This is a genomic window from Rhizobium sp. SRI_017 (genome assembly GCF_057586295.1).
This window is the reverse complement of sequence record NZ_JBYCZP010000001.1, coordinates 297,615-318,677: the sequence shown is the minus strand read 5'-3', so window position 1 is coordinate 318,677 and position 21,063 is coordinate 297,615. Positions and strand designations below refer to the sequence as shown.

General features: G+C 60.8%; 21 protein-coding genes. 16 read left to right on the top strand and 5 right to left on the bottom strand.

The window, feature by feature from the left end; translation table 11 throughout:
- Nucleotides 1-51 precede the first annotated feature (51 nt).
- From AC2YI2_RS01615 to AC2YI2_RS01580, 8 genes are all read left to right on the top strand, one after another.
- Entirely contained in the window at nucleotides 52-840 is a 789-nt protein-coding gene (locus AC2YI2_RS01615; RefSeq protein ID WP_487384668.1) for a 2OG-Fe(II) oxygenase family protein, read from the top strand.
- Nucleotides 841-863: 23 nt separating this feature from the next.
- On the top strand, nucleotides 864-1,991 hold the full coding sequence (locus AC2YI2_RS01610; RefSeq protein WP_487384667.1) for an aromatic ring-hydroxylating oxygenase subunit alpha: 1,128 nt from the start codon (nucleotides 864-866) through the stop codon (nucleotides 1,989-1,991).
- A gap of 238 nt (nucleotides 1,992-2,229) precedes the next feature.
- Nucleotides 2,230-3,894 (top strand): ABC transporter substrate-binding protein, encoded by a 1,665-nt coding sequence (locus AC2YI2_RS01605; RefSeq protein ID WP_487384666.1) that lies wholly within the window; start codon nucleotides 2,230-2,232, stop codon nucleotides 3,892-3,894.
- Nucleotides 3,895-3,991: 97 nt separating this feature from the next.
- Complete coding sequence (locus AC2YI2_RS01600; protein WP_487384665.1) at nucleotides 3,992-4,933, top strand: ABC transporter permease; 942 nt, start codon at nucleotides 3,992-3,994, stop codon at nucleotides 4,931-4,933.
- On the top strand, nucleotides 4,930-5,814 hold the full coding sequence (locus tag AC2YI2_RS01595; RefSeq protein ID WP_487384664.1) for an ABC transporter permease: 885 nt from the start codon (nucleotides 4,930-4,932) through the stop codon (nucleotides 5,812-5,814). The genes AC2YI2_RS01600 and AC2YI2_RS01595 overlap by 4 nt, the downstream gene beginning before the upstream one ends.
- Nucleotides 5,807-7,828 carry an ABC transporter ATP-binding protein gene (locus tag AC2YI2_RS01590; protein ID WP_487384663.1) on the top strand — a complete coding sequence of 674 codons (2,022 nt, stop codon included), beginning with the start codon at nucleotides 5,807-5,809 and terminating at the stop codon, nucleotides 7,826-7,828. The genes AC2YI2_RS01595 and AC2YI2_RS01590 overlap by 8 nt, the downstream gene beginning before the upstream one ends.
- A complete protein-coding gene (locus tag AC2YI2_RS01585) occupies nucleotides 7,825-9,111 on the top strand; it encodes an NAD(P)/FAD-dependent oxidoreductase (protein ID WP_487384662.1) in 1,287 nt (428 codons plus the stop codon). The genes AC2YI2_RS01590 and AC2YI2_RS01585 overlap by 4 nt, the downstream gene beginning before the upstream one ends.
- A 53-nt stretch (nucleotides 9,112-9,164) precedes the next feature.
- A complete protein-coding gene (locus AC2YI2_RS01580; protein WP_487384661.1) occupies nucleotides 9,165-10,592 on the top strand; it encodes an aldehyde dehydrogenase family protein in 1,428 nt (475 codons plus the stop codon).
- A gap of 9 nt (nucleotides 10,593-10,601) precedes the next feature.
- Here AC2YI2_RS01580 and AC2YI2_RS01575 read toward each other — a convergent pair whose 3' ends face one another.
- Nucleotides 10,602-13,151 (bottom strand): sensor domain-containing protein, encoded by a 2,550-nt coding sequence (locus tag AC2YI2_RS01575; RefSeq protein WP_487384660.1) that lies wholly within the window; start codon nucleotides 13,149-13,151, stop codon nucleotides 10,602-10,604.
- Between the two features lie 262 nt (nucleotides 13,152-13,413).
- Nucleotides 13,414-13,560, bottom strand: coding sequence for a hypothetical protein (locus AC2YI2_RS01570; RefSeq protein ID WP_487384659.1), 147 nt, complete (start codon nucleotides 13,558-13,560; stop codon nucleotides 13,414-13,416).
- Nucleotides 13,561-13,847: 287 nt separating this feature from the next.
- On the opposite strand from AC2YI2_RS01570, the gene AC2YI2_RS01565 reads away from it, so the two are divergent.
- From AC2YI2_RS01565 to AC2YI2_RS01550, 4 genes are read left to right on the top strand one after another with little or no spacing between them, the layout of a single operon-like run.
- A complete protein-coding gene (locus AC2YI2_RS01565) occupies nucleotides 13,848-15,092 on the top strand; it encodes an NAD(P)/FAD-dependent oxidoreductase (RefSeq protein ID WP_487384658.1) in 1,245 nt (414 codons plus the stop codon).
- Nucleotides 15,093-15,109: 17 nt separating this feature from the next.
- Entirely contained in the window at nucleotides 15,110-16,606 is a 1,497-nt protein-coding gene (locus AC2YI2_RS01560; RefSeq protein ID WP_487384657.1) for a sensor histidine kinase, read from the top strand.
- Complete coding sequence (locus AC2YI2_RS01555; RefSeq protein ID WP_487384656.1) at nucleotides 16,603-17,040, top strand: response regulator; 438 nt, start codon at nucleotides 16,603-16,605, stop codon at nucleotides 17,038-17,040. The genes AC2YI2_RS01560 and AC2YI2_RS01555 overlap by 4 nt, the downstream gene beginning before the upstream one ends.
- Nucleotides 17,037-18,077 (top strand): sensor histidine kinase, encoded by a 1,041-nt coding sequence (locus AC2YI2_RS01550; protein WP_487384655.1) that lies wholly within the window; start codon nucleotides 17,037-17,039, stop codon nucleotides 18,075-18,077. Before AC2YI2_RS01555 ends, AC2YI2_RS01550 begins: the two co-directional genes overlap by 4 nt.
- Before the next feature lie 78 nt (nucleotides 18,078-18,155).
- Here the strand turns inward: AC2YI2_RS01550 and AC2YI2_RS01545 are convergent, their stop codons facing one another.
- Together AC2YI2_RS01545 and AC2YI2_RS01540 are read right to left on the bottom strand one after the other, a co-directional pair.
- The gene (locus AC2YI2_RS01545) at nucleotides 18,156-18,728 is read right to left on the bottom strand and encodes an RNA polymerase sigma factor (RefSeq protein WP_487384654.1); all 573 of its coding nucleotides are present in this window, start codon (nucleotides 18,726-18,728) and stop codon (nucleotides 18,156-18,158) included.
- Complete coding sequence (locus AC2YI2_RS01540; protein ID WP_487384653.1) at nucleotides 18,725-18,922, bottom strand: NepR family anti-sigma factor; 198 nt, start codon at nucleotides 18,920-18,922, stop codon at nucleotides 18,725-18,727. The genes AC2YI2_RS01545 and AC2YI2_RS01540 overlap by 4 nt, the downstream gene beginning before the upstream one ends.
- 201 nt (nucleotides 18,923-19,123) lie before the next feature.
- Here AC2YI2_RS01540 and AC2YI2_RS01535 point away from each other — a divergent pair, with 201 nt between their 5' ends.
- Nucleotides 19,124-19,288 (top strand): DUF1328 domain-containing protein, encoded by a 165-nt coding sequence (locus AC2YI2_RS01535; protein ID WP_487384652.1) that lies wholly within the window; start codon nucleotides 19,124-19,126, stop codon nucleotides 19,286-19,288.
- 136 nt (nucleotides 19,289-19,424) lie between these two features.
- Here the strand turns inward: AC2YI2_RS01535 and AC2YI2_RS01530 are convergent, their stop codons facing one another.
- Nucleotides 19,425-19,622 (bottom strand): CsbD family protein, encoded by a 198-nt coding sequence (locus AC2YI2_RS01530; RefSeq protein WP_487384651.1) that lies wholly within the window; start codon nucleotides 19,620-19,622, stop codon nucleotides 19,425-19,427.
- A gap of 364 nt (nucleotides 19,623-19,986) precedes the next feature.
- On the opposite strand from AC2YI2_RS01530, the gene AC2YI2_RS01525 reads away from it, so the two are divergent.
- The 3 genes from AC2YI2_RS01525 to AC2YI2_RS01515 are packed head-to-tail and all read left to right on the top strand — an operon-like array spanning nucleotide 19,987 to nucleotide 21,052.
- Complete coding sequence (locus AC2YI2_RS01525) at nucleotides 19,987-20,328, top strand: ElaB/YgaM/YqjD family protein (RefSeq protein WP_487384650.1); 342 nt, start codon at nucleotides 19,987-19,989, stop codon at nucleotides 20,326-20,328.
- A 3-nt stretch (nucleotides 20,329-20,331) separates the two neighbouring features.
- The gene (locus AC2YI2_RS01520) at nucleotides 20,332-20,754 is read left to right on the top strand and encodes a hypothetical protein (protein ID WP_487384649.1); all 423 of its coding nucleotides are present in this window, start codon (nucleotides 20,332-20,334) and stop codon (nucleotides 20,752-20,754) included.
- A gap of 49 nt (nucleotides 20,755-20,803) precedes the next feature.
- Nucleotides 20,804-21,052, top strand: coding sequence for a hypothetical protein (locus AC2YI2_RS01515; RefSeq protein WP_487384648.1), 249 nt, complete (start codon nucleotides 20,804-20,806; stop codon nucleotides 21,050-21,052).
- The last annotated feature ends 11 nt before the right edge of the window (nucleotides 21,053-21,063 follow it).

Sequence of the window (21,063 nt, the reverse complement as noted above, 5' to 3'; positions counted from 1 at the left end):
AGTAAAGCTGAAACGAGGGCAGGATATTGGCAATGATCAATGGAGACTGCCATGCGCGACCTACTCGACCTCGACCGTTATCCCCTGCATGAGCCGGGCTCCGACGCCTGGACGGCGCTCGTGGAAAAGTGCCGCGCCGATCTCGCCACGGAAGGCATGTTCGACCTCGAGGGTTTCGTCCGCCCGGTCGCCGTCGAGCGCACGATAGCAGAGGTCAAGCCGGTGCTCGATACGCTGTCCTTCGTCCACCGCCGCGCCCACAATGTCTATTTCCGAAAAGAGGTGCCCGAGCTTCCTGCGAACCATCCCGCGCTCGCCACGGTCGAGACGATCAGTCACACGGTATGCGCGGACCAGATCGCCAACAGTGTGCCGGTATGGATCTACGAATGGCCACATTTCGCCGTCTTCCTTGCGGCCTGCATGGAGAAGGAAGCGCTCTTCACCATGCGCGACTCGCTCGCCCGGGTGAATGTCATGGGCTATCGCGAGGGCGAGGCGCTGAACTGGCATTTCGACCGGTCGGAATTCACCACCACCATCCTGTTCCAAAAGCCGGACCAGGGAGGCGAGTTCCAGTATCGCTCCAATCTCAGGAGCGATACCGACCCGAATTATGACGGCGTGGTCAAAGTGCTGCGCGGCGAGGACCCTGAGGTCCGGACGCTGGCGCTCAAGCCCGGCTCGCTCAATGTCTTCAAAGGCAAGAACACGATGCACCGCGTAACCCCGGTCAAGGGCCAGCGCGAGCGACTTATCGCCGTCTATTCCTATTACGAACGGCCGGGCGTGACCTTCACGAAGGAAGAGCAGATGGGATTCTACGGCCGCGCAGCCTGATCAAAACAACAAAGGGGACGTGCATGATTAGGACGGAGGGACTGGATGCCGCACTGAAAGGTGCGGAGAACGCCGATTACCAAAATGCCTGGTCCATGCCGGCATCCTATTATGCCGACCCGGCGATTCTCGCACTGGAGAAGGAACATCTCTTCGGCAAGGAGTGGATCTGCATTGGCCGGGCAGAGGAGGTCGCTGCGCCCGGCGATAGCATGGCCTTTACACTTTGCGACGAACCGCTCGTGGCTGTCAGGGGCGAGGATCACAAGATCCGCGTCTTCTCCAATGTCTGTCGCCATCGCGGCGCGATCCTTGTCGAAGGCAAGGGCCGCGGCAAGCGCCTCGTCTGTCCCTATCATCACTGGTCCTACGAACTCGACGGAAGGCTGGCGGGCGCACCGCGCATGGAAGCGCATGGCAGCTTCGACACGGCGAACTGCCGGTTGCCGGAATTCCCGGTCGAGGAGTGGTGCGGCTTCATCTTCACCACGCTCGCGGCGAATCCGGAACCGCTCGCGCCAAGGCTCGAACCGCTCAAGGCGCGTGTCGGCAACTATCACATGGAGCAGATGAAGCTCCGCTATCTCGCAGACGAGATCTGGCACACCAATTGGAAATGCCTGATCGAGAATTTCATGGAGGCCTATCACCTCTCGCCGCTCCACAAGACGACGCTGCATCCGGTCAATCCGACGCGTCTCTGTTCACACTTCCCGGCGGGTGATGCCTATTTCGGCTACAATGCCGGCTACTCGCCCGATCTGCCGCGATCGCAGAAGGGCCACCCCGATCTGACGAACACCGAGGCTGACAATTGCGTGATGTTCGCCATCCCGCCCGGCCTCGTTTCCGGCTGCGGCGGCGACTATTCTTCCTTCATCTGCATCCAGCCCGAGACCACCGATCGCGTCCGGGCCAAGCTCGGTCTGATCTTCTATGGAGACGGCTGGGCCGAGGCCGAAGTCGACAAGGCGGTCGTGCTGTTCAACGACACGATGGCCGAGGACAAGACTGTCCTTGTCGGCCTGATGCGCGGTTTCGCTGCGAAATCCTATGCGCGCGGCCCTTTGGCGCCCGAGGACTTCGAGGGCAATGTGCTGGATTTCTACCGCTATTTCAGCCGCCGGATGCGGGGCGTGCTTCCGGACTGAATGCGGCCAAGAGATGCTGCGGCTGATCGCGTTGGCTGGAACTCCGGCCGACGCAGTTCGCGCTGAGCATTTGACGCGCGCAAAAGTCAGCTATACGATCGCTCAACAGGATTGGTGTGCCACGGGCCGAGCCCTTTCCGCTTGACAGGAGCGCCGGAATGGCGGCTCAATATGTGTCATAATAAATCTATACATAAGAAGACTGCCGGCAAGCCTGCACCAAAAAACAGAGGGAACCATGACCATCAACTTCAAGCTGCTCGACATGCTGCGCAAAGGCCGTAGCGAACACGAAAATCATCTCATTGACGGCCTCGTCGCGGGCCGTGTCAGCCGCCGCGAATTCCTGCGTTTCGGCTCGGTCCTCGGCCTGTCGCTGCCCTATATGGGCGCTCTGACCGGCGCCGTGGGTCTGAACACAGCAATTTCCGGCCGGGCGCTAGCCCAAACGCCGGGTGGCACCATTCGCGTCGGCCAGATCGTGCCGGCCGCGGCGATCGAGCCCGTCAAGCTCGCCGACGGCGGCGGTATCACCACCATCAGCCAGGTCGGTGAAACGCTGGTGCTCTCGGGCAAGGACCTCGTCGCACGGCCGCTGCTCGCCGAGAGCTGGGCGCCGAATGCCGATGGTTCGGTTTGGACCTTCAAGATCCGCAAGGGCGTGAAGTTCCATGACGGCGGCGAAATGACCGCCAAGGACGTCGTCGCTTCGATCGAGCGCATCGCCGATCCGGCCAATGGCTCCAACGCACTGTCGGCACTGAAGGGCGTGCTCTCCAAGGGCGGCACCAAGCTGATCGACGACTACACCGTCGAATTCACGCTCGATGCACCGAACGGCGGCTTCCCCTACACGCTGTCGACCGACAACTACAATGCCATTATCATTCCCGCCAATTACGATGGCGATTTCGAAAGCAAGATGATCGGTACCGGTCCGTTCAAGCTGGAAAGCTACCAGCCGAAGGTCGGCGCGAGCTTCGTGCGCAACGAGGAATATTGGGGCGGCAAGGTGTTGCCGGATCGCGTCGAGATTTCCTATTACGACGACTATCAGCCGCAGATCCTCGCGCTTCAGGGCGGTCAGATCGACTTCATCCAGCAGGTTCCGATCCTGCAGGCGGCCGGCATCCTCAACGACCCGAACGTGGATATGATGTCGACGCCGTCGCTGGCGCACCAGCAGGTGCACATGAACACGACGGCCGACGTCTTCAAGGACAAGCGCGTTCGCCAGGCCATCGCGCTCTGCCTCGACCGTCCCGCCATCGTGCAGGGCCTGATGAAAGGCAAGGCGCAGATCGGCAATGACAGCCCGTTCGGCTCGGCCTATCCCTATACGGACACATCGGTGCCGCAGCGCGTCAAGGACATCGCCAAGGCCAAGGAACTGATGGCCGCCGCCGGCATGGCCAATGGTTTCGAGGTGACGCTGACGACGGAAAAATACCTGGAAATCCCTGACTATGCCGTGATCATCCAGAACGCCGTCAAGGAGATCGGTGTCACGATCAACCTCAACGTCATGGACCAGGGCGCCTATTACGCCGACGCCGTGCCGGGCAATTCGCCCTGGCTCGACTCCGACCTCGGGATCACCGACTACGGTCATCGCGGCGTGCCCAACGTCTACCTCACCGCTCCTCTCAAGAGCGACGGCACCTGGAATTCGGCCCGCTTCAAGAACAAGGACTATGACGGGCTGGTGGCGAACTTCATCGGCGCGCTCGATCTCGACGCGCAGAAAGCTGCCGCGGGCAAAATCCAGACGCTGCTGCTCGACGAGACCCCGCTGCTCTTCACCTACTTCTACGACTTCATGTCGGCCGCGAAGAAGGGTGTAACGGGTGCCGAGGTGACGGCGATGAGCCATCTGTTCCTCAAAGACGCCAAGCTCGCGTAAGCCTGCCTGGACGCAATGATCGCCTTCGCCCCGGCCTTATCCGCCGGGGCGGTTTCCACCAGTCGGGAAGCCGGGGGACGGGACGATTTTCTACTATGTGCTGAAGCGCTTGCTTCTGTCGCTGCTCACGCTCTGGCTGCTGAGCATTCTGGTCTTCGCCGGCGGGCGCATGCTGCCGGGCAATGTCGGACGCGCCATGCTCGGCCCCTTTGCCGACCAGAAGGCTGTCGATCTCCTCAATCATGAAATGGGCACCGATCGGCCGCTGCTCGTGCAATACGGCACGTGGATTGGCAATCTCGCCCAGGGCGATCTTGGCAAGTCCTACGCCTATCGCGCGCCGGTTTCGAAGTTCCTCGGCACAGCGGCCGTCAATTCCGCCAAGCTCGCTGCCGTCGTGTTCCTTATCGTCGTCCCGCTCGGCATTCTCGGCGGCGTGATCGCGGCGCTCTATCGAGGGACGGCAGTGGATCGGACCATTTCGGTCTCGGGGCTCTCAGCCACCGTCGTGCCGGAATTCGTGTCCGGCATCGTGCTGATCCTGATCTTCGGCGTCTGGCTCCGGTGGTTTCCGATCTCGGCGACCTGGCCACGCAATGCCGGCTTCTTCACCCAGGTCTATCATCTGATTCTGCCCGCCATGCCGCTTGTCTTTGTCCTGTTTGGCTATATCGCCCGCATGGCCCGATCAGGCACGATCGAGGCGCTCGACAGCGAATATACGCGCACCGCGATCCTGAAGGGGCTGACCTATCCGCAGGTCATCTGGCGCCACGTGCTGCGCAACGCGCTGCTGCCGACCATATCCGTCATCGCCACCCAGACGGTCTACCTGATCGGTGGCCTCGTCGTAATCGAAATCCTGTTTCGCTACCAAGGCATCGGCAGTCTGATCTACACCGCCGCCAACAAGAAGGATTTCCCCATGCTTCAGGCGGGCGTGATGGTTGTCGGCGCGCTTTTCATGGTATCGACCCTGGCCGCCGACGTTCTGCAGGCCATGCTGAACCCCCGGATCCGCTTCGGAGGCAAGGCATGAATTCCAGTACCGCCACCGCATCGACCGAGGAAAAACGGGCGCATCCGGTCTGGGACGATCTCAAGCACAATCTCGGCCTGATCTTCCGCTCCTGGACCTTCCTCATCGGCCTCTTCATCGTGGTCTTCTGGGTCTTTTGCGCAATCTTCGGGCGCGGACTCATACCCTATGATCCGTTTGCGGATGAGATGATGAATGCGCTCCAGCCGCCTTCGGCCGCCCACTGGTTCGGCACAGATCAGCTCGGCCGCGACGTTTTCTCGCGCGTCATCGCCGGCGCGCGCGACATCCTGACGATCGCGCCGCTCGCGACGATCCTCAGTACCATCTTGGGAACGGCGCTCGGCCTCACCATGGGTTATTTCGGCGGCGTGATCGACGAGGTTCTGAGCCGGCTCGTCGATGCCGTCCTGGCGCTGCCAACCGTCATCGTCGCCCTGCTGGCTCTGACCGCACTCGGGACGTCGACCATCACGGTGCTCTTCGTGATCGGCTTCAGCTTCGCGCCGATCATTGCCAGGACGGTGCGGGCGAGCGTGCTCGCAGAGCGTGATCTTGATTACGTCGCCGCCGCCGAGCTCCGCCGCGAGAATCGGCTCTACATCATGTTCGTCGAGATCCTGCCCAATGTCGTCGGGCCGATCCTCGTCGAAAGCACTGTGCGACTCGGCTATTCGATCTTCGCCGTGGCGACGCTCTCCTTCATCGGCTTCGGCATCCAGCCGCCCTCGCCGGACTGGGGACTGTCGATCTCGCAGAATTACGGCCTGATCGGCGGCGGCTACTGGTGGACGGTGCTGTTCGACAGCTTCGCCATCGCCTCGCTCGTCATCGGGGTAAACCTGATGGCCGACGGCATCCAGGGGGCGCTCGATGACTGACACGATCCCCACCCTCAAGCTCGAAGATCTCGACGTCGAGTATCGCGTTCGCGGTCGCGGCCGGAAAGTGTTGCGCGGCATCAATCTCGAGATCGGCCGCGGTGAATGCTACGGCCTTGTCGGCGAGTCCGGCTGTGGCAAGTCGACGGCCGCCTATGCCGTGTTGCGTTATCTGCCGCGCAACGGCTCCGTGCCGCGTGGGCGCGTGCTGATCAACGGCGAAGACATGCTTGGCTTCGACAATCAGCGGCTGCGCGAACTTCGCCGCAAGTCCGTCGCCATGGTCTATCAGGATCCCGGCAAGGCGCTGAATCCGTCGATCCGCGTCGGACGGCAGGTCGAAGAAGTGTTCGAACTGCTCGGCTTGCCAAAGGTCGAATGGCGCCAACGCGCGGTTGACATCCTCAAGAAGGTGCGTATCGCCGATCCGGCGAGCGTCACGGAGCGCTATCCGCACCAGCTCTCGGGCGGCATGCAGCAGCGCGTGGCCATCGCCATGGCGCTGGCGAGCGAGCCGTCGCTCTTGGTCCTCGACGAGCCGACCACGGGTCTCGACGCAACGGTCGAGGCCGATGTGCTCGACCTTATCGTCCAGCTCCGCAAGGAGTTCGACACCTCGATCCTCTTCATCAGCCACAATCTCGGCGTCATCGCCAAGATGTGCGACCGGGTCGGCGTGCTCTATGCCGGCCGGCTGGTGGAGCAGGGCAAGACGTCTGAGATTTTCCGCAACCCCCGCCATCCCTACACGGTCGGCCTGTTGCGCTGTCTTCCGCAACGCGGTCGCTCCAAGGCCGTGGCGCCGCTCGTCACGATCCCCGGTTTCCTGCCGACGGCGGGTGCCGATGTTGCCGGTTGTGTCTTCGCCGAGCGCTGTCCGCTCGCCGATGAACGCTGTCGGCGCGAGGATCCTCTGGCCTATAATGTCGGTGAGGGTCATTTCAGCCGCTGTCACTATCACGATCGGGCCTCGACGCTGACTTATGGCAGCGAGAATGCCGAGATCGAAGCAAGTGCTGTATCCAGTCGACGCATCCTCGAACTGACCGATGTCTCCAAGACCTTCGGCCGCGGCACGGCCACCTTCAGAGCGCTGAACGACGTGACGATCGATGTCATGGAGGGTGAGACGCTCGGTATCGTCGGCGAGTCCGGTTCCGGCAAGACGACGCTGGCGCGGGCCGTGCTTGGCATCGTGCCGGCCGACGAGGGCGGCACGATCCGGCTCGACGGCAAGGATGTCGAGCCACTGCTCAAGAGCCGCTCTCAAGCCGAAGTGAAAGCCCTGCAGATCGTTTTCCAGAACCCGGATTCGGCGCTCAACCGCTCGCATACGGTGCGGCGGATGATCGGCCGGACCATCGGCCTGCTGACGGGACTGGCAGGAGCTGCGCGATCGTCCCGCATTGTCGAACTCACAAGGGCGGTGCGTCTCTCCGACCGCTATCTCGACCTCAGGCCGCGCAACCTTTCTGGCGGTCTGAAGCAGCGTGTCGCGATCGCGCGCGCTTTCTCGGGCGATCCGCGGGTGGTCGTGCTCGACGAGCCGACCTCTGCGCTCGACGTCTCGGTGCAGGCCGCGATCCTCAATCTGCTGGTCGAACTGCAAAACACCCAGAAGGTCTCCTACGTCTTCATCTCCCACGACCTCGGCGTGGTGCGTTATCTCTCCGACCGCATCGCCGTGCTCTATCTTGGTCGGTTGATGGAAGTCGGGCGTGCCGAGGATGTGTTCTCCGGGCCGCATCATCCCTATACTGAGGCACTTCTATCGTCGGTTCCGTCGGTGGATGGCACGCATCAGGAGCGGGTGAAGCTGAACGGGGAGATCCCGAGCGCGATGAATCCGCCCTCGGGTTGCGTCTTCCACACCCGCTGCGTCCGCAAGATCGGCAAGATCTGCGAGGAAACCCAGCCCCCTCTCAATGACGTTGGCGCAGGCCACGTCGTGCGCTGTCATATCCCCGCTGATCAGCTGCCACGCGCGCTGGAAGGCCAACTGGTGTCCGGATGACCCTCACTGGCTTCGAAGCGCCGCTCTGGGCGCAAGGAGTCCGCCGTGTGGCGGCGGATGCACCGATCCCTCCGCGCGCGCGATGCGACCTGTTGATCATTGGCGGTGGTTTCCTTGGCCTCAATGCGGCTCGGATCGCTGCCCGCAGGGGGCTTTCGGTTCGGGTCATCGACGCGCGCCGGCTGGGCGAAGGCGCGTCGGGCCTCAACGGCGGGCAGGTGATCCCCGGCCTGAAATATGATCCGGAAAAGATCCTCTCGCATTTCGGCGAGGATCAGGGAGCGCGGCTCAATACCTTCGCGGAGGCAACAGCTGACGTTCTCTTCCGGACGATCGCCGACGAACGGCTCGACGTGCCGCACGAGAAGAGCGGCTGGATCCAGGCCTGCCATACCGAGACGGCTTTGAATGCGGCTGCCGAACGCCACCGGCAATGGGCGGCGCGGGGCGCCAATGTCGAGCTGCTCGATTCGGTCGTCATCGGCAGGATGATAGGGACGTCCAACTATCTCGGAGGCTTTCATGACAAGCGGGCTGGGCTCGTCCAGCCCTACGCTTTCGTCATGGAACTGGCGCGTATTGCCGAGGAGGCCGGCGCGCTGATTTCCGAGAATGTCCGCTGTGTGAAGCTTGGGAAAGCGGACGGTCGCTGGCGGGCCACGACGGAAAAGGGTTCGGAAATCGATGCGGGCAAGGTGATCCTCGCCACCAATGCCTATACCGACGACCTGGTGCCCGGCCTTGCCCGAACGCTGGTGCCGCTTCATTCCTTCCAGGTCGCCACGGCTGTCATGCCGGAGAACGCGCAGCACGAGATCCTGCCCGGCGGGCAGGCCGTGTCGGATTCGCGCCGTATCATCATCTACTACCGCAAGAGCCCGGATGGTCGCCTGGTGCTCGGCGGTCGCGGACGCATGGGCCTGCCGCGCAGCGCCGAGGACTGGGCGCATCTCGAGAACGGTCTCAGCCGCATTTTCCCCGCGCTCGACGGCCTGCCGATCGAGACGCGCTGGTTCGGCCGGGTCGCTATGACATCAGATGGACTGCCGCATATCCATGTGCCCGAGGAGGGACTGGTTACCGTCGTCGGCTGCCAGGGCCGCGGGGTTGCCATGATGACAGCCATCGCTGAGCCCCTGGTGGATTTTCTTGAAACGGGTGATAGGAAACGGCTACCTTTTCCGGTAACCCCAATCCGGCCCATCCCCTTCCATGCCTTCCGGCAGATCGGCGTTGCCGCAACGATCGCCTGGTACCGGATGCTCGATGCCGCCGAAAGATAAGCCTGGCCGAGGCGCCAGAGATAAGAACGACATGTCATGCTGAGGAGACCGTGATGAGCAACCACCTGAAATTCTACATCGATGGCGCCTGGGTCGATCCGGTGACGCCGGCGACGCTCGATGTGATCAACCCTGCGACCGAAGAGGCCTATACCAAGATCTCTGTCGGCACGAAGGCTGACGTCGACAAGGCCGTCGCGGCCGCCAAGGAGGCGTTCAAGACCTTCTCGCTGGTCTCGCATGCCGATCGCGTGGCGCTGCTCAAGCGCATCCTCGACGTCTACAACGCCCGCTTCGAGGACATCGCGCAGGCCGTGTCCGACGAGATGGGTGCGCCGATTCAGTTCGCCCGCGACGCGCAGGCCTGGGCCGGCCGCGCACACATGGAATCGACCATCAAGGCGCTCGAGGATTATGTCTTTACCGAGCACCGCGGCACCACCATGGTCGTCAAGGAGCCGATCGGTGTCTGCGCGCTGATCACGCCCTGGAATTGGCCACTCAACCAGATCGTCTGCAAGGTTGCGCCAGCGCTCGCCGCGGGCTGCACCGTCGTCCTCAAGCCCTCCGAAATCGCGCCGATCTCCGGCATCGTCTGGGCCGAAGTCATGCACGAAGCCGGCGTGCCCAAGGGCGTGTTCAACCTGGTCAACGGCACCGGCCCGGATGTCGGCCAGGTCATGGCCGGCCATCCCGATGTCGATATGGTCTCCTTCACCGGTTCGACCCGCGCCGGTATCATCGTCGCCAAGACCGCGGCCGATACGGTCAAGCGCGTCGCGCAGGAGCTTGGCGGAAAGTCGGCCAACATCATCCTGCCGGATGCGGATTTCGAGAGTGCGGTGACGCAAGGCGTGCAGGGCTGCTTCGGCAACACTGGCCAGTCCTGCGACGCGCCGACCCGCATGCTGGTGCCGAAGGATCGCCATGACGAGGCGCTCGGCTATGCAAAGAAGGCGGCCGAAGCTTTCACGACCGGCGACCCCAAGGCCGAAGGCACCGATCTTGGCCCTGTAGTCAGCCAGCTGCAATATGACAAGATCCAGCGCCTGATCCAGGCCGGCATCGATGAAGGCGCGACGCTGGTGACCGGTGGCACCGGACGTCCGGAAAATCTCAACAGGGGCTATTTCATCCGTCCGACCGTGTTCGGTCATGTCACGCCCAACATGACTGTTGCCCGCGAGGAAATCTTCGGACCGGTTCTGTCGGTCATTTCCTATGAGGACGAAGACGAAGCCGTCGAGATCGCCAATGACACTGTCTACGGCCTTGCTGCCTATATTCAGTCGACCGACATCAACCACGCCCGCAAGGTCGCGGCCCGGATGCGTGCCGGCACGGTCAACCTGAACTACCCGGATTGGGATACGTTCTCGTCCTTCGGTGGCTACAAGCAGTCGGGCAATGGCCGCGAATATGCCGATTTCGGCATCCACGACTTCCTCGAGATCAAGAGCATCGTCGGCTACGGCGAGTAAGCTCGACGTTCAGCCGCGGGGGTGCTTCCAGGCGCCCTCGCGGACGAACGGGCCGATCTTGTCCGCCGCCATCGGGCGTGCCAGCGCGAAGCCCTGCAGAATGTCGCAACCCAGCCGCTTCAGAATGCGGACATGGGCCATGGTCTCGACGCCCTCGCCGACGACCTTGATGCCGAGCGACTTGCCCATCTCGATGATCGAACCGACCAGCCGCCGCTGCTCGACCGTCTTGGTCAGCGGCGCGATGAGTGCGCGGTCGATCTTCAAAGTGTTGGGCGCGGTCTTGAGCAGGCTGACGATGGAGGCGTGGCCGGTGCCGAAATCATCGATCTCGATGCCGATGCCGAGCTTACGGATCTGGCGCAGATTTTCGGAGACTGCCTCGTCGCAGTCGTCGAGGAAGATGGTTTCCAGCAGTTCGAAGGAAAGCCCGCCCTCGGAAAGTTTCAGATCGCGCAGCGAATTTGCCAAGCCGGGATCGGCGAGACGGCGCGCGGAGACGTTGACGGACACCTTGGCGATGTCGACATCGTCATCCCTCCAGCGGGCCTGATCGACGAGCGCCTTGTCGAGGATCATCTTGTCGATGGCTGCGACGACGTCGAGATCCTCGGCGACCTGCAGGAACTTGTCGGGTGTCAGCAGGCCGCGCTCCGGATGCTGCCAGCGCGCCAGCGTCTCGACACCCGCGACCGACAGGTCAGCGGCGCGGAACTGAAGCTGGTAATGCGGAATGAATTCGCCGCGCTCCAGACCGGCCAGGATTTCGTCCGACAGCCGCTTGGTCTGAATGACATCCGTCTGGAGCTCGAGCGAGAAATATTCGAAGCGATTCCGCCCCTGGGTCTTGGCGCGATAGAGCGCGATATCGGCATTGAGCAGAAGCTGTTTCGGATCGACCGAGGTGCCGGTCGCAAAGGCGATGCCGATCGAAGCGCCGATACGGCACTGATGATTTTCGAACGGCACCGGATCGCGCATGCGGCGGATAACACGTTCGGCGAGTTCGGTCAGTCGATCGGTCGAGCCGTCGTAGCACGACAGGATGACGAATTCGTCGCCGCCGATACGGGCGACGAAATCGCCGTCCACCATCGACTCGCGCAGGATCTTCGCCGTGTGCTGCAGCATGTGGTCGCCAGCGACATGGCCGAGCGTATCGTTGATCTGCTTGAAGCGGTCGAGGTCAAGATGGAGGATCGCGGTGCCCACGGCACCGAAACCGGAGCGGGCGGCACGTTCGGTGAGTTCGGCGTCGAGATAGCGCCGATTGGGCAGTCCGGTCAGGAAGTCGTGCAGCGCGCTGTGTTCAATATGCGCCTTGGCGGCTTCGAGTTCGCGGTTGCGGGCCTCGGCCAGGCGATTGACCTCGGCAAGCTCTTCCTGAATCGTGATGTCGTTGGTTGCATCCCAGTTCGCGCCGAGGATGCGGGTTTCGCCGCTTTCCAGCCTGAATGGCGTCGCGCGCGCACGGATATGCCTGATGCCGCCATCCGGCCGCACGATGCGGAACGCATTGCTGAAAGTGGAGTCCTTTCCGGAATTCTCATCGATGCATGCAATCGCACGATCGCGGTCGTCGGGGTGCAGCAGATCATACCACTGATCCGGTTTCTGCAGGTTCGGCTGGCCGGTGAGGCCGTAGATCTCCAGCAGCCGGTCGTCCCAAAGCGTGGTGCTGTTCTCGACATCGACCTCAAAAACGCCGATTCGCGAGACCTCAAGCGCGAGTTCGAGCTTGCAGGAAAGATGGACCAGCCGCTGCTCGGCGGCCTTGCGATCGGTAATATCGGTGTCGGTGCCGACAACGCGGGACGGTGTGCCGTCCTCGAACGTGTCGATGACGGCGCCGCGACACTCGATCCAGATGTAATGGCCCGCCTGGTGCCTTTCGCGATAGCAGAAGATGGGGCTGAAGCCGTCGCCGCGACCTTGCCTTTCAACTTCTTCGAGCACCATTTCCCGATCGTCGGGATGGACGCTTTCGATCCAGCCCTCCATGGAGGTGTCGATCTCGGCATCCGGCGCATAGCCGCGCATCGTCTTCCAGGTTGCAGAATAATAGAACTGGCCGGTCGCATAATTGTGGTCCCAGACGCCGAGGGTGGAACCAACCAGCGCGTTGTTCCACCGCTGTGCCCAGGATTTCAGTTCGGCTTCGGTGCGCTTTTGGCGATCGATATCGGTAAACTGGACAAGGATTTCTTCGAGCGCGCCGTGGGAATTGAGGCGCGCCGACGAGAAATCAGCGATCATCCAGTAATCGCTGCCATCCGCCCTGATGAAACGCATCTCGGCACGCTGGTGGCGCGAGGGATCCAGCCGGAGGCGGGTCAGCGTGAATTCGACGTCCGGCCGGTCATCTGTATGGAGAGCAGCAGAAAGGTTGGCGGCATTGCGGATGTGTTCGGCACTGGAGCGGTTGGCGTAAAGGATCTGCCCATCGGGAGCGAGAACGGCCAATCCACCGGGCGCGTCATCGATCAGGCCCGAAATCAGGTTTCGGTACCCCGATACAGCCGCCAGTCCGGTCGGATTTTTCTTGCTTTGGGACGTCAACCTGATCTCTCGCGATTCTGGCCGATCGTGCAAGAAATGGCTTAAATACCCATTAATTTAACAACTTGGCGGCTGTGCGAGACGGCTGAGCGGCTTGATTAATCTCACTGCGAGCCCCCTGCGAACCAAACTTCCTTCGATTAGAATCAAGGAACAGTTAATTATGCTGAGTGGTCCCAGCTTGAGGAAGCCGATTTATCAGGAGGATCGTCATGCGCAGCCTTGTTTAAGCTGATAGCGGGTGCTGACGCACCCCAGCGCGTCAGCCGAGCATAAAGACGCAGGCGATGACAAAGGCGAAGGCAAGCGCAACGCCGGAAGCAAGAAGGGTGTTTTCCTTCGAAAGGTAAGGCGCAGCGTGAGCGCTTCTGACACGATCCGTTCCGTGAGTTGCGGACTGGAATTTCATGATGGCTTCCCTTTGATGCGAAAGGCCGTGGCCGGTTCGCCAGTGTCATTGTGGTAGCTGATCTTACTTACTCTATCAAGTAGGTAGAGATTTAGATTTTCGTTTTTTTAGGGGCAAGTGGAAAACCGTACTCCGGGATTGCCGGACGGATGAGAGCGCTCGTGCTTCGCCTTCTCCGAAGGTGCGGCAAGAATCTTTCACGCGTCGTGGAACCAATCGATCTCGTGGCACGTTCATTGCAAACTGCCGGTATGGCGGGTTGGTTATCGGGGTCCGTCTGGCAATTCATGGCTGTTACGAAGAAGAGCGATCTCCACACGGATACGCCCCTGTGGTCGGCTACGCCGCGCACATCCCCGCGCTCCCACAATCGTCCGCTCAAGTTCGCATATGATGTCGTGATCGTCGGAGCTGGGATCAGCGGCGCGTTGATGGCCTCCGCGCTATCGGATGGCGCGCGCAAGGTGCTTGTCATCGATCGGCGGAAACCGGTTGGCGGCTCCAGTCTTGCCAGCACCGCCATGATCCAGCACGAGATCGATGTTCCGCTGTCCACGCTGGTCGAGAAGGTCGGTGAACGTAAAGCCAAGCGTATCTGGTCGCGGTCGATGGAATCCGTCGCCAAGCTCGCCGAGCGTGTCCGCGACGCCGGCATTCGCTGCGGCTTCGAGCGCAAGCAGACGCTGTTTCTGAACGGCGACGAGATGGGTTGGCGCGCCTTGAAGGCCGAAGCCGAGCTTCGTGCCGCCAGTGGATTCGAGGCCACCTTTCTCGACGGAACGGCATTGCGGGACAATTACGGCCTTGATCGTACGGGTGCCGTCCTCACCAACTGTTCGGCCTCAGCCAATCCTGCACAGATGACTGCCGGCTTCCTCAGGGAGTCGATCCGCAAAGGGGCCGAACTGGTTTGCGGCATTGAGGTCACGGATGTTGCGTGCAATGGGGGCGAGGTCACTCTCACCCTTTCGAGCGGGACTCAGGTCACCGCGAGCAATGTCGTCTTCTGTACTGGCTATGAGTTTCTCAAGCGGTTGGCTCACCTCGACCACGAGGTCATCTCGACTTGGGCGATCGCGACCAAGCCGGATGTCAAACGGCCGGAATGGCTTGACCGGTTCCTGGTGTGGGAGGCGTCGGATCCCTACCTCTATCTCCGCACCACGACCGACGGCCGGATCGTCGCCGGCGGTGAGGACGAAGCAGACGAGAAGGCCCATCTCGACAAGAAAAAACTGCAACGCAAGGCGGTTCTGATTGCGAAAAAAGTTGGCAGCTTGCTCGGTCAGGGACCCGTGCCGATCGATTATTGCTGGGCTGGTCCTTTCGGGATCACGCCGGACGGCCTGCCGATCATCGGCGACGTGCCCGGGCTTGCCGGTGTCTTTACCGTCATGGGCTTTGGTGGCAATGGCATAACCTTCAGCCAGATTGCGTCTGAGATCATTGCGGCGAGGATCGCCGGCCATGTCGATCCGGACGAGGGTCTGTTCGCAGTGCGCAGCCACGGCGCTGCGCGACATGCGGCTTAGAAGCGGAGCATTCGATCGTGCTATCGAAACGGTCAGCATTCATTCGTAACACGATCCTGGCGCTCGCCGTCGGCGCGATTGTGCTGATCGGCATTATCGGCTCGACGCTCTATCTTGTCTATCAAACGCAGAACTACTCGGAGCAGGTGATCGTCTCTCGGCGCGTGCGCAGTTCCACAGCCGACCTCCTGCTGATGATCCAGCAGGCCGAGAGTGGTCAGCGGGGCTATATCTTGACCCTCGATCCCGATTTTCTGAAGACCTACCGGGAGGCTGTCGCCAATCTGCGCGATCGGCAAAACCGCTTCGAGGCGACGATCCACGAAAATCCTTTCGTGAAGGTCGACCTCACGGAATTGCAGAAGTCGATCGCAGCGAAGGCGGTGGAACTCGACCAGACGATCGAACTGGCGGCTGAGGGCAAGCAGGCCGAAGCGCTGGAGATCGTACGCAGCCGGCTCGGCCTCGAACAGATGGTAAAGGTGAACGAGGTGCTCCAGGGCATCATCCGAACAGCGGACGAACGCGTCGCCTCGCAGATCGCCTCGCAGATCCAGATGGCCAGCATTCTTCGCAACACAACCATCGTCGGCGCCTTTGCGATCGGCCTGCTGCTGGCCGGCACCGTCTATATCATTTCGCGATACGTGCGAGAGATCCAGGGCGCGCAGGAAGAATTGACTGTCCTCAACGCCGGCCTCGAGGACCGGGTCCAGGAGCGCACCGAAGACCTGATGCAGGCGAACCAGGAGATTCAGCGATACGCCTATATCGTCACCCACGATCTGAGAGCGCCACTGGTCAATATCATGGGCTTTACAGCCGAGCTCGAGGGTGCGCTCAAGGCAATCCAGCGTCTCACCGATGCGCCCGAGACCGGACCGAGTGAAGATGTCCTGAATGAGGCGCAACGCGCGGCCAAGGAAGATCTTCCCGAGGCGATCAACTTCATCCGCTCATCCACCCGCAAGATGGACGGACTGATCAATGCGATCCTGAAAATTTCGCGAGATGGCCGGCGCCCGCTGCAGCCGGAGCCAATCGATCTCGAAGCGGTTGTGCGGGCCAGCGGTGACGCAATCCAGCATCAGATCGCCGAAGCCGACGGCGAACTCGACGTTTCGGTCAATGTGCCCAATTTCGTCTCAGACCGGTTTTCGATCGAGCAGATCATCGGCAACCTGTTCGACAATGCGGTCAAGTATCGTGATCCGAAACGGCCACTGAAGCTCGCAGTCAAAGCTTTCCCGTTGAATCGGCTGAAAATCGGGATTGATGTCATCGACAACGGCCGGGGGATTGCTCCGGCGGACCACGAGCGCGTCTTCGACCTGTTCCGTCGCTCAGGCCTGCAGGACAAGACCGGGGAGGGCATCGGTCTCGCCCAGGTCCGCTCCCTCGTGCGCAATATGGGCGGCGAGATAAGGGTCAAGTCGGAGCTTGGTAAGGGGACGACCTTCATGATACGGCTACCCACAGATCTCAGCCAGTTTGTTAGGAGTGTTGGCGAATGAAAGCAGCAGGCAGAGAAGTCACTATCGTCATGGTGGAAGATGATGAGGGCCATGCGCGCCTCATCGAAAAGAATGTCCGCCGTGCAGGTGTAAGCAACGAGATCATTCCGTTCACCGATGGTACGAGCGCGTTGAAATACATTCTTGGTGACGACCTATCGGGAGAGGTTAGTCAGAATCGTTATCTTCTGATCCTTCTCGATCTCAACCTGCCCGATATGTCGGGAATCGATATTCTCGAGAAGGTCAAGTCAAACATCCATACCAAGCGGCTGCCCGTCATCATTCTGACGACCACGGATGACGAACGTGAAATTCAGCGCTGTTACGACCTCGGCGCAAATGTCTATATAACGAAACCCGTGGACTATGAGGGCTTTGCCAATGCGATTCGCCAATTGGGGCTCTTCTTTTCGGTGATGCAGATACCTTGAGCGAGACGAAGACCAGAATACTCTATGTTGACGACGACGAAGGCCTTGCGCGCCTCGCGGGCAAGGCGCTTTCTCGCGTGGGACTCGATGTTGTCCACGCGCCCGACCACGAAAGTGGACTTGCCAGGCTGGCCGAGGGCGAGATCGCCGTCATCATTCTGGATCACTATCTCAAGGGCACGACCGGGCTCGCGTTTCTGGAAGCGCTGCGCGAACGCGCCATCGAAATACCAGTGATCTACGTCACCGGATCGAGCGAGGCGACCGTGGCGGTCGAAGCGCTGAAAGCGGGCGCCGAAGATTACGTCATCAAAACGGTCGGCGAGGATTTCTGGGCGCTGTTGAAGAGCGCCGTCGAGCAAGCGCTCAAGAACGCCGAACTGCGGGCCGCAAAGCAAAAGGCCGAGCGGGAAATCGTCGCTGCCAAGGAGCGCGCGGAAATCCTGCTCGCCGAGGTTAACCACCGCGTCGCAAACAGCCTTGCCCTGGTGGCGGCGCTGATCCGCATGCAGGCATCTTCGAGCCACGAGCCCGCCGTAAAGGCCGCGCTTTCGGAGACGCAGGCCCGCATCTCCGCCATCGCTGGCATGCATCGCAGCCTCTATACATCGGACGATGTGCGCATCGTCGAGATGAGTCGCTATCTCTCGACGCTTGTTTCCGAGCTTGCCGGCTCACTGGAGAAATCCGGCCGCAAGACCAGTATCTTGACGCAGTTCGAAAATGTCAGCCTGGCGTCCGACCGTGCGGTGTCGGTGGGAATGATCGTGACGGAACTGCTGACCAATGCGATCAAATATGCCTATCCGACAGGCGAGGGCGGCCAGATTCGTGTCTTCCTCGAACAGAAGAATGGTGAAGCGGCGATGCTGATCGTGGAGGACGATGGTATCGGCTACGATACGGCGGCCGCTCCAATCGGGACAGGACTCGGCACGCGTATCGTGGCTTCGATGGCAAAGACGATTGGCGAGGGAATTAGCTACGTCCCTCGTCCGCACGGCACCAGGGCCGAAGTGCCGATCGCCTTGCAGTAAGCGCCCAAGGCAAACCTCGAACCGAAAATGAAAAAGCCGCGGTCGCGAGACTGCGGCTTTCCTGTTTGACACTTTCCGTCAGCTGCGCGCGAAGGTGCGGCTGGTGACGGCGAGCGAATGGGAATCCGGGCCGAAATCCGCGTCGCCGCTGATCTTCAGCATTTCCGCTAGTCGTGTGCGGGCGCGGTTGACGCGGCTCTTGATCGTACCGACGGCGCATCCGCAAATCACGGCCGCCTCTTCATAGGCAAAGCCTGAAGCACCGACGAGAATGATTGCTTCACGCTGATCGTCGGGCAGCTTTTCGAGCGCCGCCTTGAAGTCACTGAGATCAAGGACGCCATGCTGACTGGGATTGTTGGCAAGCTGCTCGGTGAAATAACCGTCGCTGTCCTGGATCTCGCGGCCGCTCTTGCGCGCCTGGCTGTAAAACTCGTTGCGGAGAATGGTGAACAGCCAGGCCTTCATATTCGTGCCGTGCTCGAAGGACTCCTTCTTCGCCCATGCCTTCATGATCGTGTCCTGCACGAGGTCGTCGGCATAGTCGTGCCGCTTGCAAAGCGACACCGCAAAGGCTCGCAAGCTGGGCAAGCAGGCGAGCATCGAGCGTTTGAAATCACGCTCGATCGTTTCGGGCGTGGCTGTCATCATTCAAGCTCCTTGAGGGCGTCCACCTTGCTCGCAGCCTTTTCGGCGTGATCGAGCTTCTCGAGGAGATCGAGAAAGCGGTCAGGGATCGCTTCGTCCTGAAGCGAATCGTAATAGGCCTTGAGTTTCTTGGGAATCTCCGCGTAAGCGCTGGAGAGTTCCTGCTTCCCCCGGCCCCTCGTCTGGTTATCTTTCATAAATAGTATCTACTCTCGCTCGATTTTTTGCCCCGCTCTGCCGACGACTTAAACTACTGAAGTGCTCCGTGGTTCCGTCGCGACCAGAGAAATTTTCTTATCCTAATACCTAACGTTTAGAGCGCGTCCAGTCTTCGTGGGCAGATGGAACAATATCTGGTGACGTGTGTTGACTTGTCGGAAATATGAAGGAGAAAATCGATGCTTTATTATGCCCTCTTGTTTCTCGTTGTCGCGATCATCGCCGGTGCTCTCGGCTTTGGCGGAATCGCGGGCGCGTCTGCCAGCATTGCGCAGGTTCTGTTCTTCGTCTTCCTGGCGCTGCTCGTCGTCTCGCTCATCATGAGCGTGGTTCGTCGGACCTAGCCTGATAGACCTTGCCCCGATAGACCTTGCGATGTGAAGCTCAAAACCCGCTGGTGCACCCGGCGGGTTTTTGCTGTCGGAAAAGCGGAAAAAAAGGCGGGACCAGCGGTCCCGCCCGACATTTGTCTCGAACCAATCAGTGACGGCCGAGCCAAGTGTCGATCTCGCGATCGGCTTCGTCCTGAGCCTTGCCATACCGCTCCTGAAGCTTGCCGACGAGCTGCTTGCGATTGCCGGCGATGATGTCCACATCGTCACCAGTCAGTTCGCCCCATTGCTTCTGCACGGAGCCCTTGAACTGTTCCCAATTGCCTTCGACCTGGTTCCAATTCATGTCTCTTTCCTTTCCTGAATGAGAGCGGATCGCTCGGGCAAAGAACCTAAGCGACGCCGGGATCGTTCCCTTTGCGGTCTCAAAAAAAATCTGATTGGTGTGGAACCTTATTTTCCATGCGCCGTTTTACCGTCGCAAACCTGCCTCCCCTGACGGGTTTGCCCAAGGCGCCGCCGCTCCCCGCCCGCTGGAGGCGCCGCTTGGAAGGAGAGAAACGTTACTCCGTCCCCCCGAAACGTTTCTCTCCTTCACACTTTTCTTAGCACCCACAATCTCCGAGCACTCAAGCACCGGCCGCCGGAACCAAATCGACGTAGCCAGCGTTTGACTGCCGAACAAGTCGTTTAGTAGCAGGAGGTCCACGATGGCCATGTCCAGAACCGCAGAGAAGACAAGAACCAAGGCTGAAGACGTATTGTCCGAGCTTGAAATGCGGCAGCGGATCGATGACCTCAAGGAAGAGATCGCCTCGATCAGCAGAACGCTCTCCGCGCTCGGCGGCCAGAAGGTCGACGATTATCGCGACACCTTGGAAAAACTGAGCTCTGATGCAGTCGCTGCCTCTCTCAAGGCTTTCGATACGGCCCGCAGTGAAGCCCTCTCTCTGGAGGAAGGTTTCGAACGCCAGGTGCGCGAACATCCGCTCCGCGCGATCGGTATTGCAGCCGGCATCGGCTTTCTGTTCGCCCTTATGAGCCGGCGGTGACATATGTCCGAAATCGTGTCCTCGCTGACAGGGCGCATCAAGTCTTCGACGCATGAGTTCGCCGTGTCATTGGCAATCTACGGGATCGTCGGACTCCTTGCGCTGACGGCCTATGTCGCTCTGCTCTATGCGGTGGGTCTGGCGATTGCAGCCGAATATGGAGCCACCGTCGCTGCGCTCTCGATCGCAGGGATTACAATATTGGCGGCCTTGATTGCCCTGCTGCTCTTGCAACTCCGGGTGCGACGGCAGCGTCGTCTGCGGGCTCTCCGCGCCCGTAGCGCGGCTGCCGCGGGCACCAGCGCGGCCTTGGCGACCATGGTCCCGATGCTCGTGCGTGCCAGTCCCGTCGGGTCGCTGCTGGCTGTCGGGGTTCTCGCTTACGTGATCTCACGTGCGGGTCAGGACACACGCCACGCTCGGTAGGCTCGAAAATTCCCATTATTTCGTCACTGTAAGCCTCAAGGAGGTCGTAATGTACGAAGAGATCAAGAATACAGAAGTCCGCGATATCATGATGGACGGGACGCTCAGCCACAAGGATCGGCTCAAGAAGTTGACCAGGCTCAGGGATGATGCGCGCGCCGAACAACGTATGGCATCGGAATCGCCGTCGATCGACGACGACGGCATGAACTCCAAGCTGCGCGACGTGGAGATGATGCTTGACCGCCTCGGCAAGGAAATGTCGCAGGAAGAGGGCAAGGGTCCCGCCACGCTTTAGCGCCACTCAGC

What these genes read in the sequence shown, in the direction of transcription:
- AC2YI2_RS01615 (WP_487384668.1), top strand. Translation starts at nt 52, where the DNA reads ATGCGCGACCTACTCGACCTCGACCGTTATCCCCTGCATGAGCCGGGC.
- AC2YI2_RS01610 (WP_487384667.1), top strand. Translation starts at nt 864, where the DNA reads ATGATTAGGACGGAGGGACTGGATGCCGCACTGAAAGGTGCGGAGAAC.
- AC2YI2_RS01605 (WP_487384666.1), top strand. Translation starts at nt 2,230, where the DNA reads ATGACCATCAACTTCAAGCTGCTCGACATGCTGCGCAAAGGCCGTAGC.
- AC2YI2_RS01595 (WP_487384664.1), top strand. Translation starts at nt 4,930, where the DNA reads ATGAATTCCAGTACCGCCACCGCATCGACCGAGGAAAAACGGGCGCAT.
- AC2YI2_RS01590 (WP_487384663.1), top strand. Translation starts at nt 5,807, where the DNA reads ATGACTGACACGATCCCCACCCTCAAGCTCGAAGATCTCGACGTCGAG.
- AC2YI2_RS01585 (WP_487384662.1), top strand. Translation starts at nt 7,825, where the DNA reads ATGACCCTCACTGGCTTCGAAGCGCCGCTCTGGGCGCAAGGAGTCCGC.
- AC2YI2_RS01580 (WP_487384661.1), top strand. Translation starts at nt 9,165, where the DNA reads ATGAGCAACCACCTGAAATTCTACATCGATGGCGCCTGGGTCGATCCG.
- AC2YI2_RS01570 (WP_487384659.1), bottom strand. Translation starts at nt 13,560, where the DNA reads ATGAAATTCCAGTCCGCAACTCACGGAACGGATCGTGTCAGAAGCGCT.
- AC2YI2_RS01565 (WP_487384658.1), top strand. Translation starts at nt 13,848, where the DNA reads ATGGCTGTTACGAAGAAGAGCGATCTCCACACGGATACGCCCCTGTGG.
- AC2YI2_RS01555 (WP_487384656.1), top strand. Translation starts at nt 16,603, where the DNA reads ATGAAAGCAGCAGGCAGAGAAGTCACTATCGTCATGGTGGAAGATGAT.
- AC2YI2_RS01545 (WP_487384654.1), bottom strand. Translation starts at nt 18,728, where the DNA reads ATGATGACAGCCACGCCCGAAACGATCGAGCGTGATTTCAAACGCTCG.
- AC2YI2_RS01540 (WP_487384653.1), bottom strand. Translation starts at nt 18,922, where the DNA reads ATGAAAGATAACCAGACGAGGGGCCGGGGGAAGCAGGAACTCTCCAGC.
- AC2YI2_RS01535 (WP_487384652.1), top strand. Translation starts at nt 19,124, where the DNA reads ATGCTTTATTATGCCCTCTTGTTTCTCGTTGTCGCGATCATCGCCGGT.
- AC2YI2_RS01530 (WP_487384651.1), bottom strand. Translation starts at nt 19,622, where the DNA reads ATGAATTGGAACCAGGTCGAAGGCAATTGGGAACAGTTCAAGGGCTCC.
- AC2YI2_RS01525 (WP_487384650.1), top strand. Translation starts at nt 19,987, where the DNA reads ATGGCCATGTCCAGAACCGCAGAGAAGACAAGAACCAAGGCTGAAGAC.
- AC2YI2_RS01520 (WP_487384649.1), top strand. Translation starts at nt 20,332, where the DNA reads ATGTCCGAAATCGTGTCCTCGCTGACAGGGCGCATCAAGTCTTCGACG.
- AC2YI2_RS01515 (WP_487384648.1), top strand. Translation starts at nt 20,804, where the DNA reads ATGTACGAAGAGATCAAGAATACAGAAGTCCGCGATATCATGATGGAC.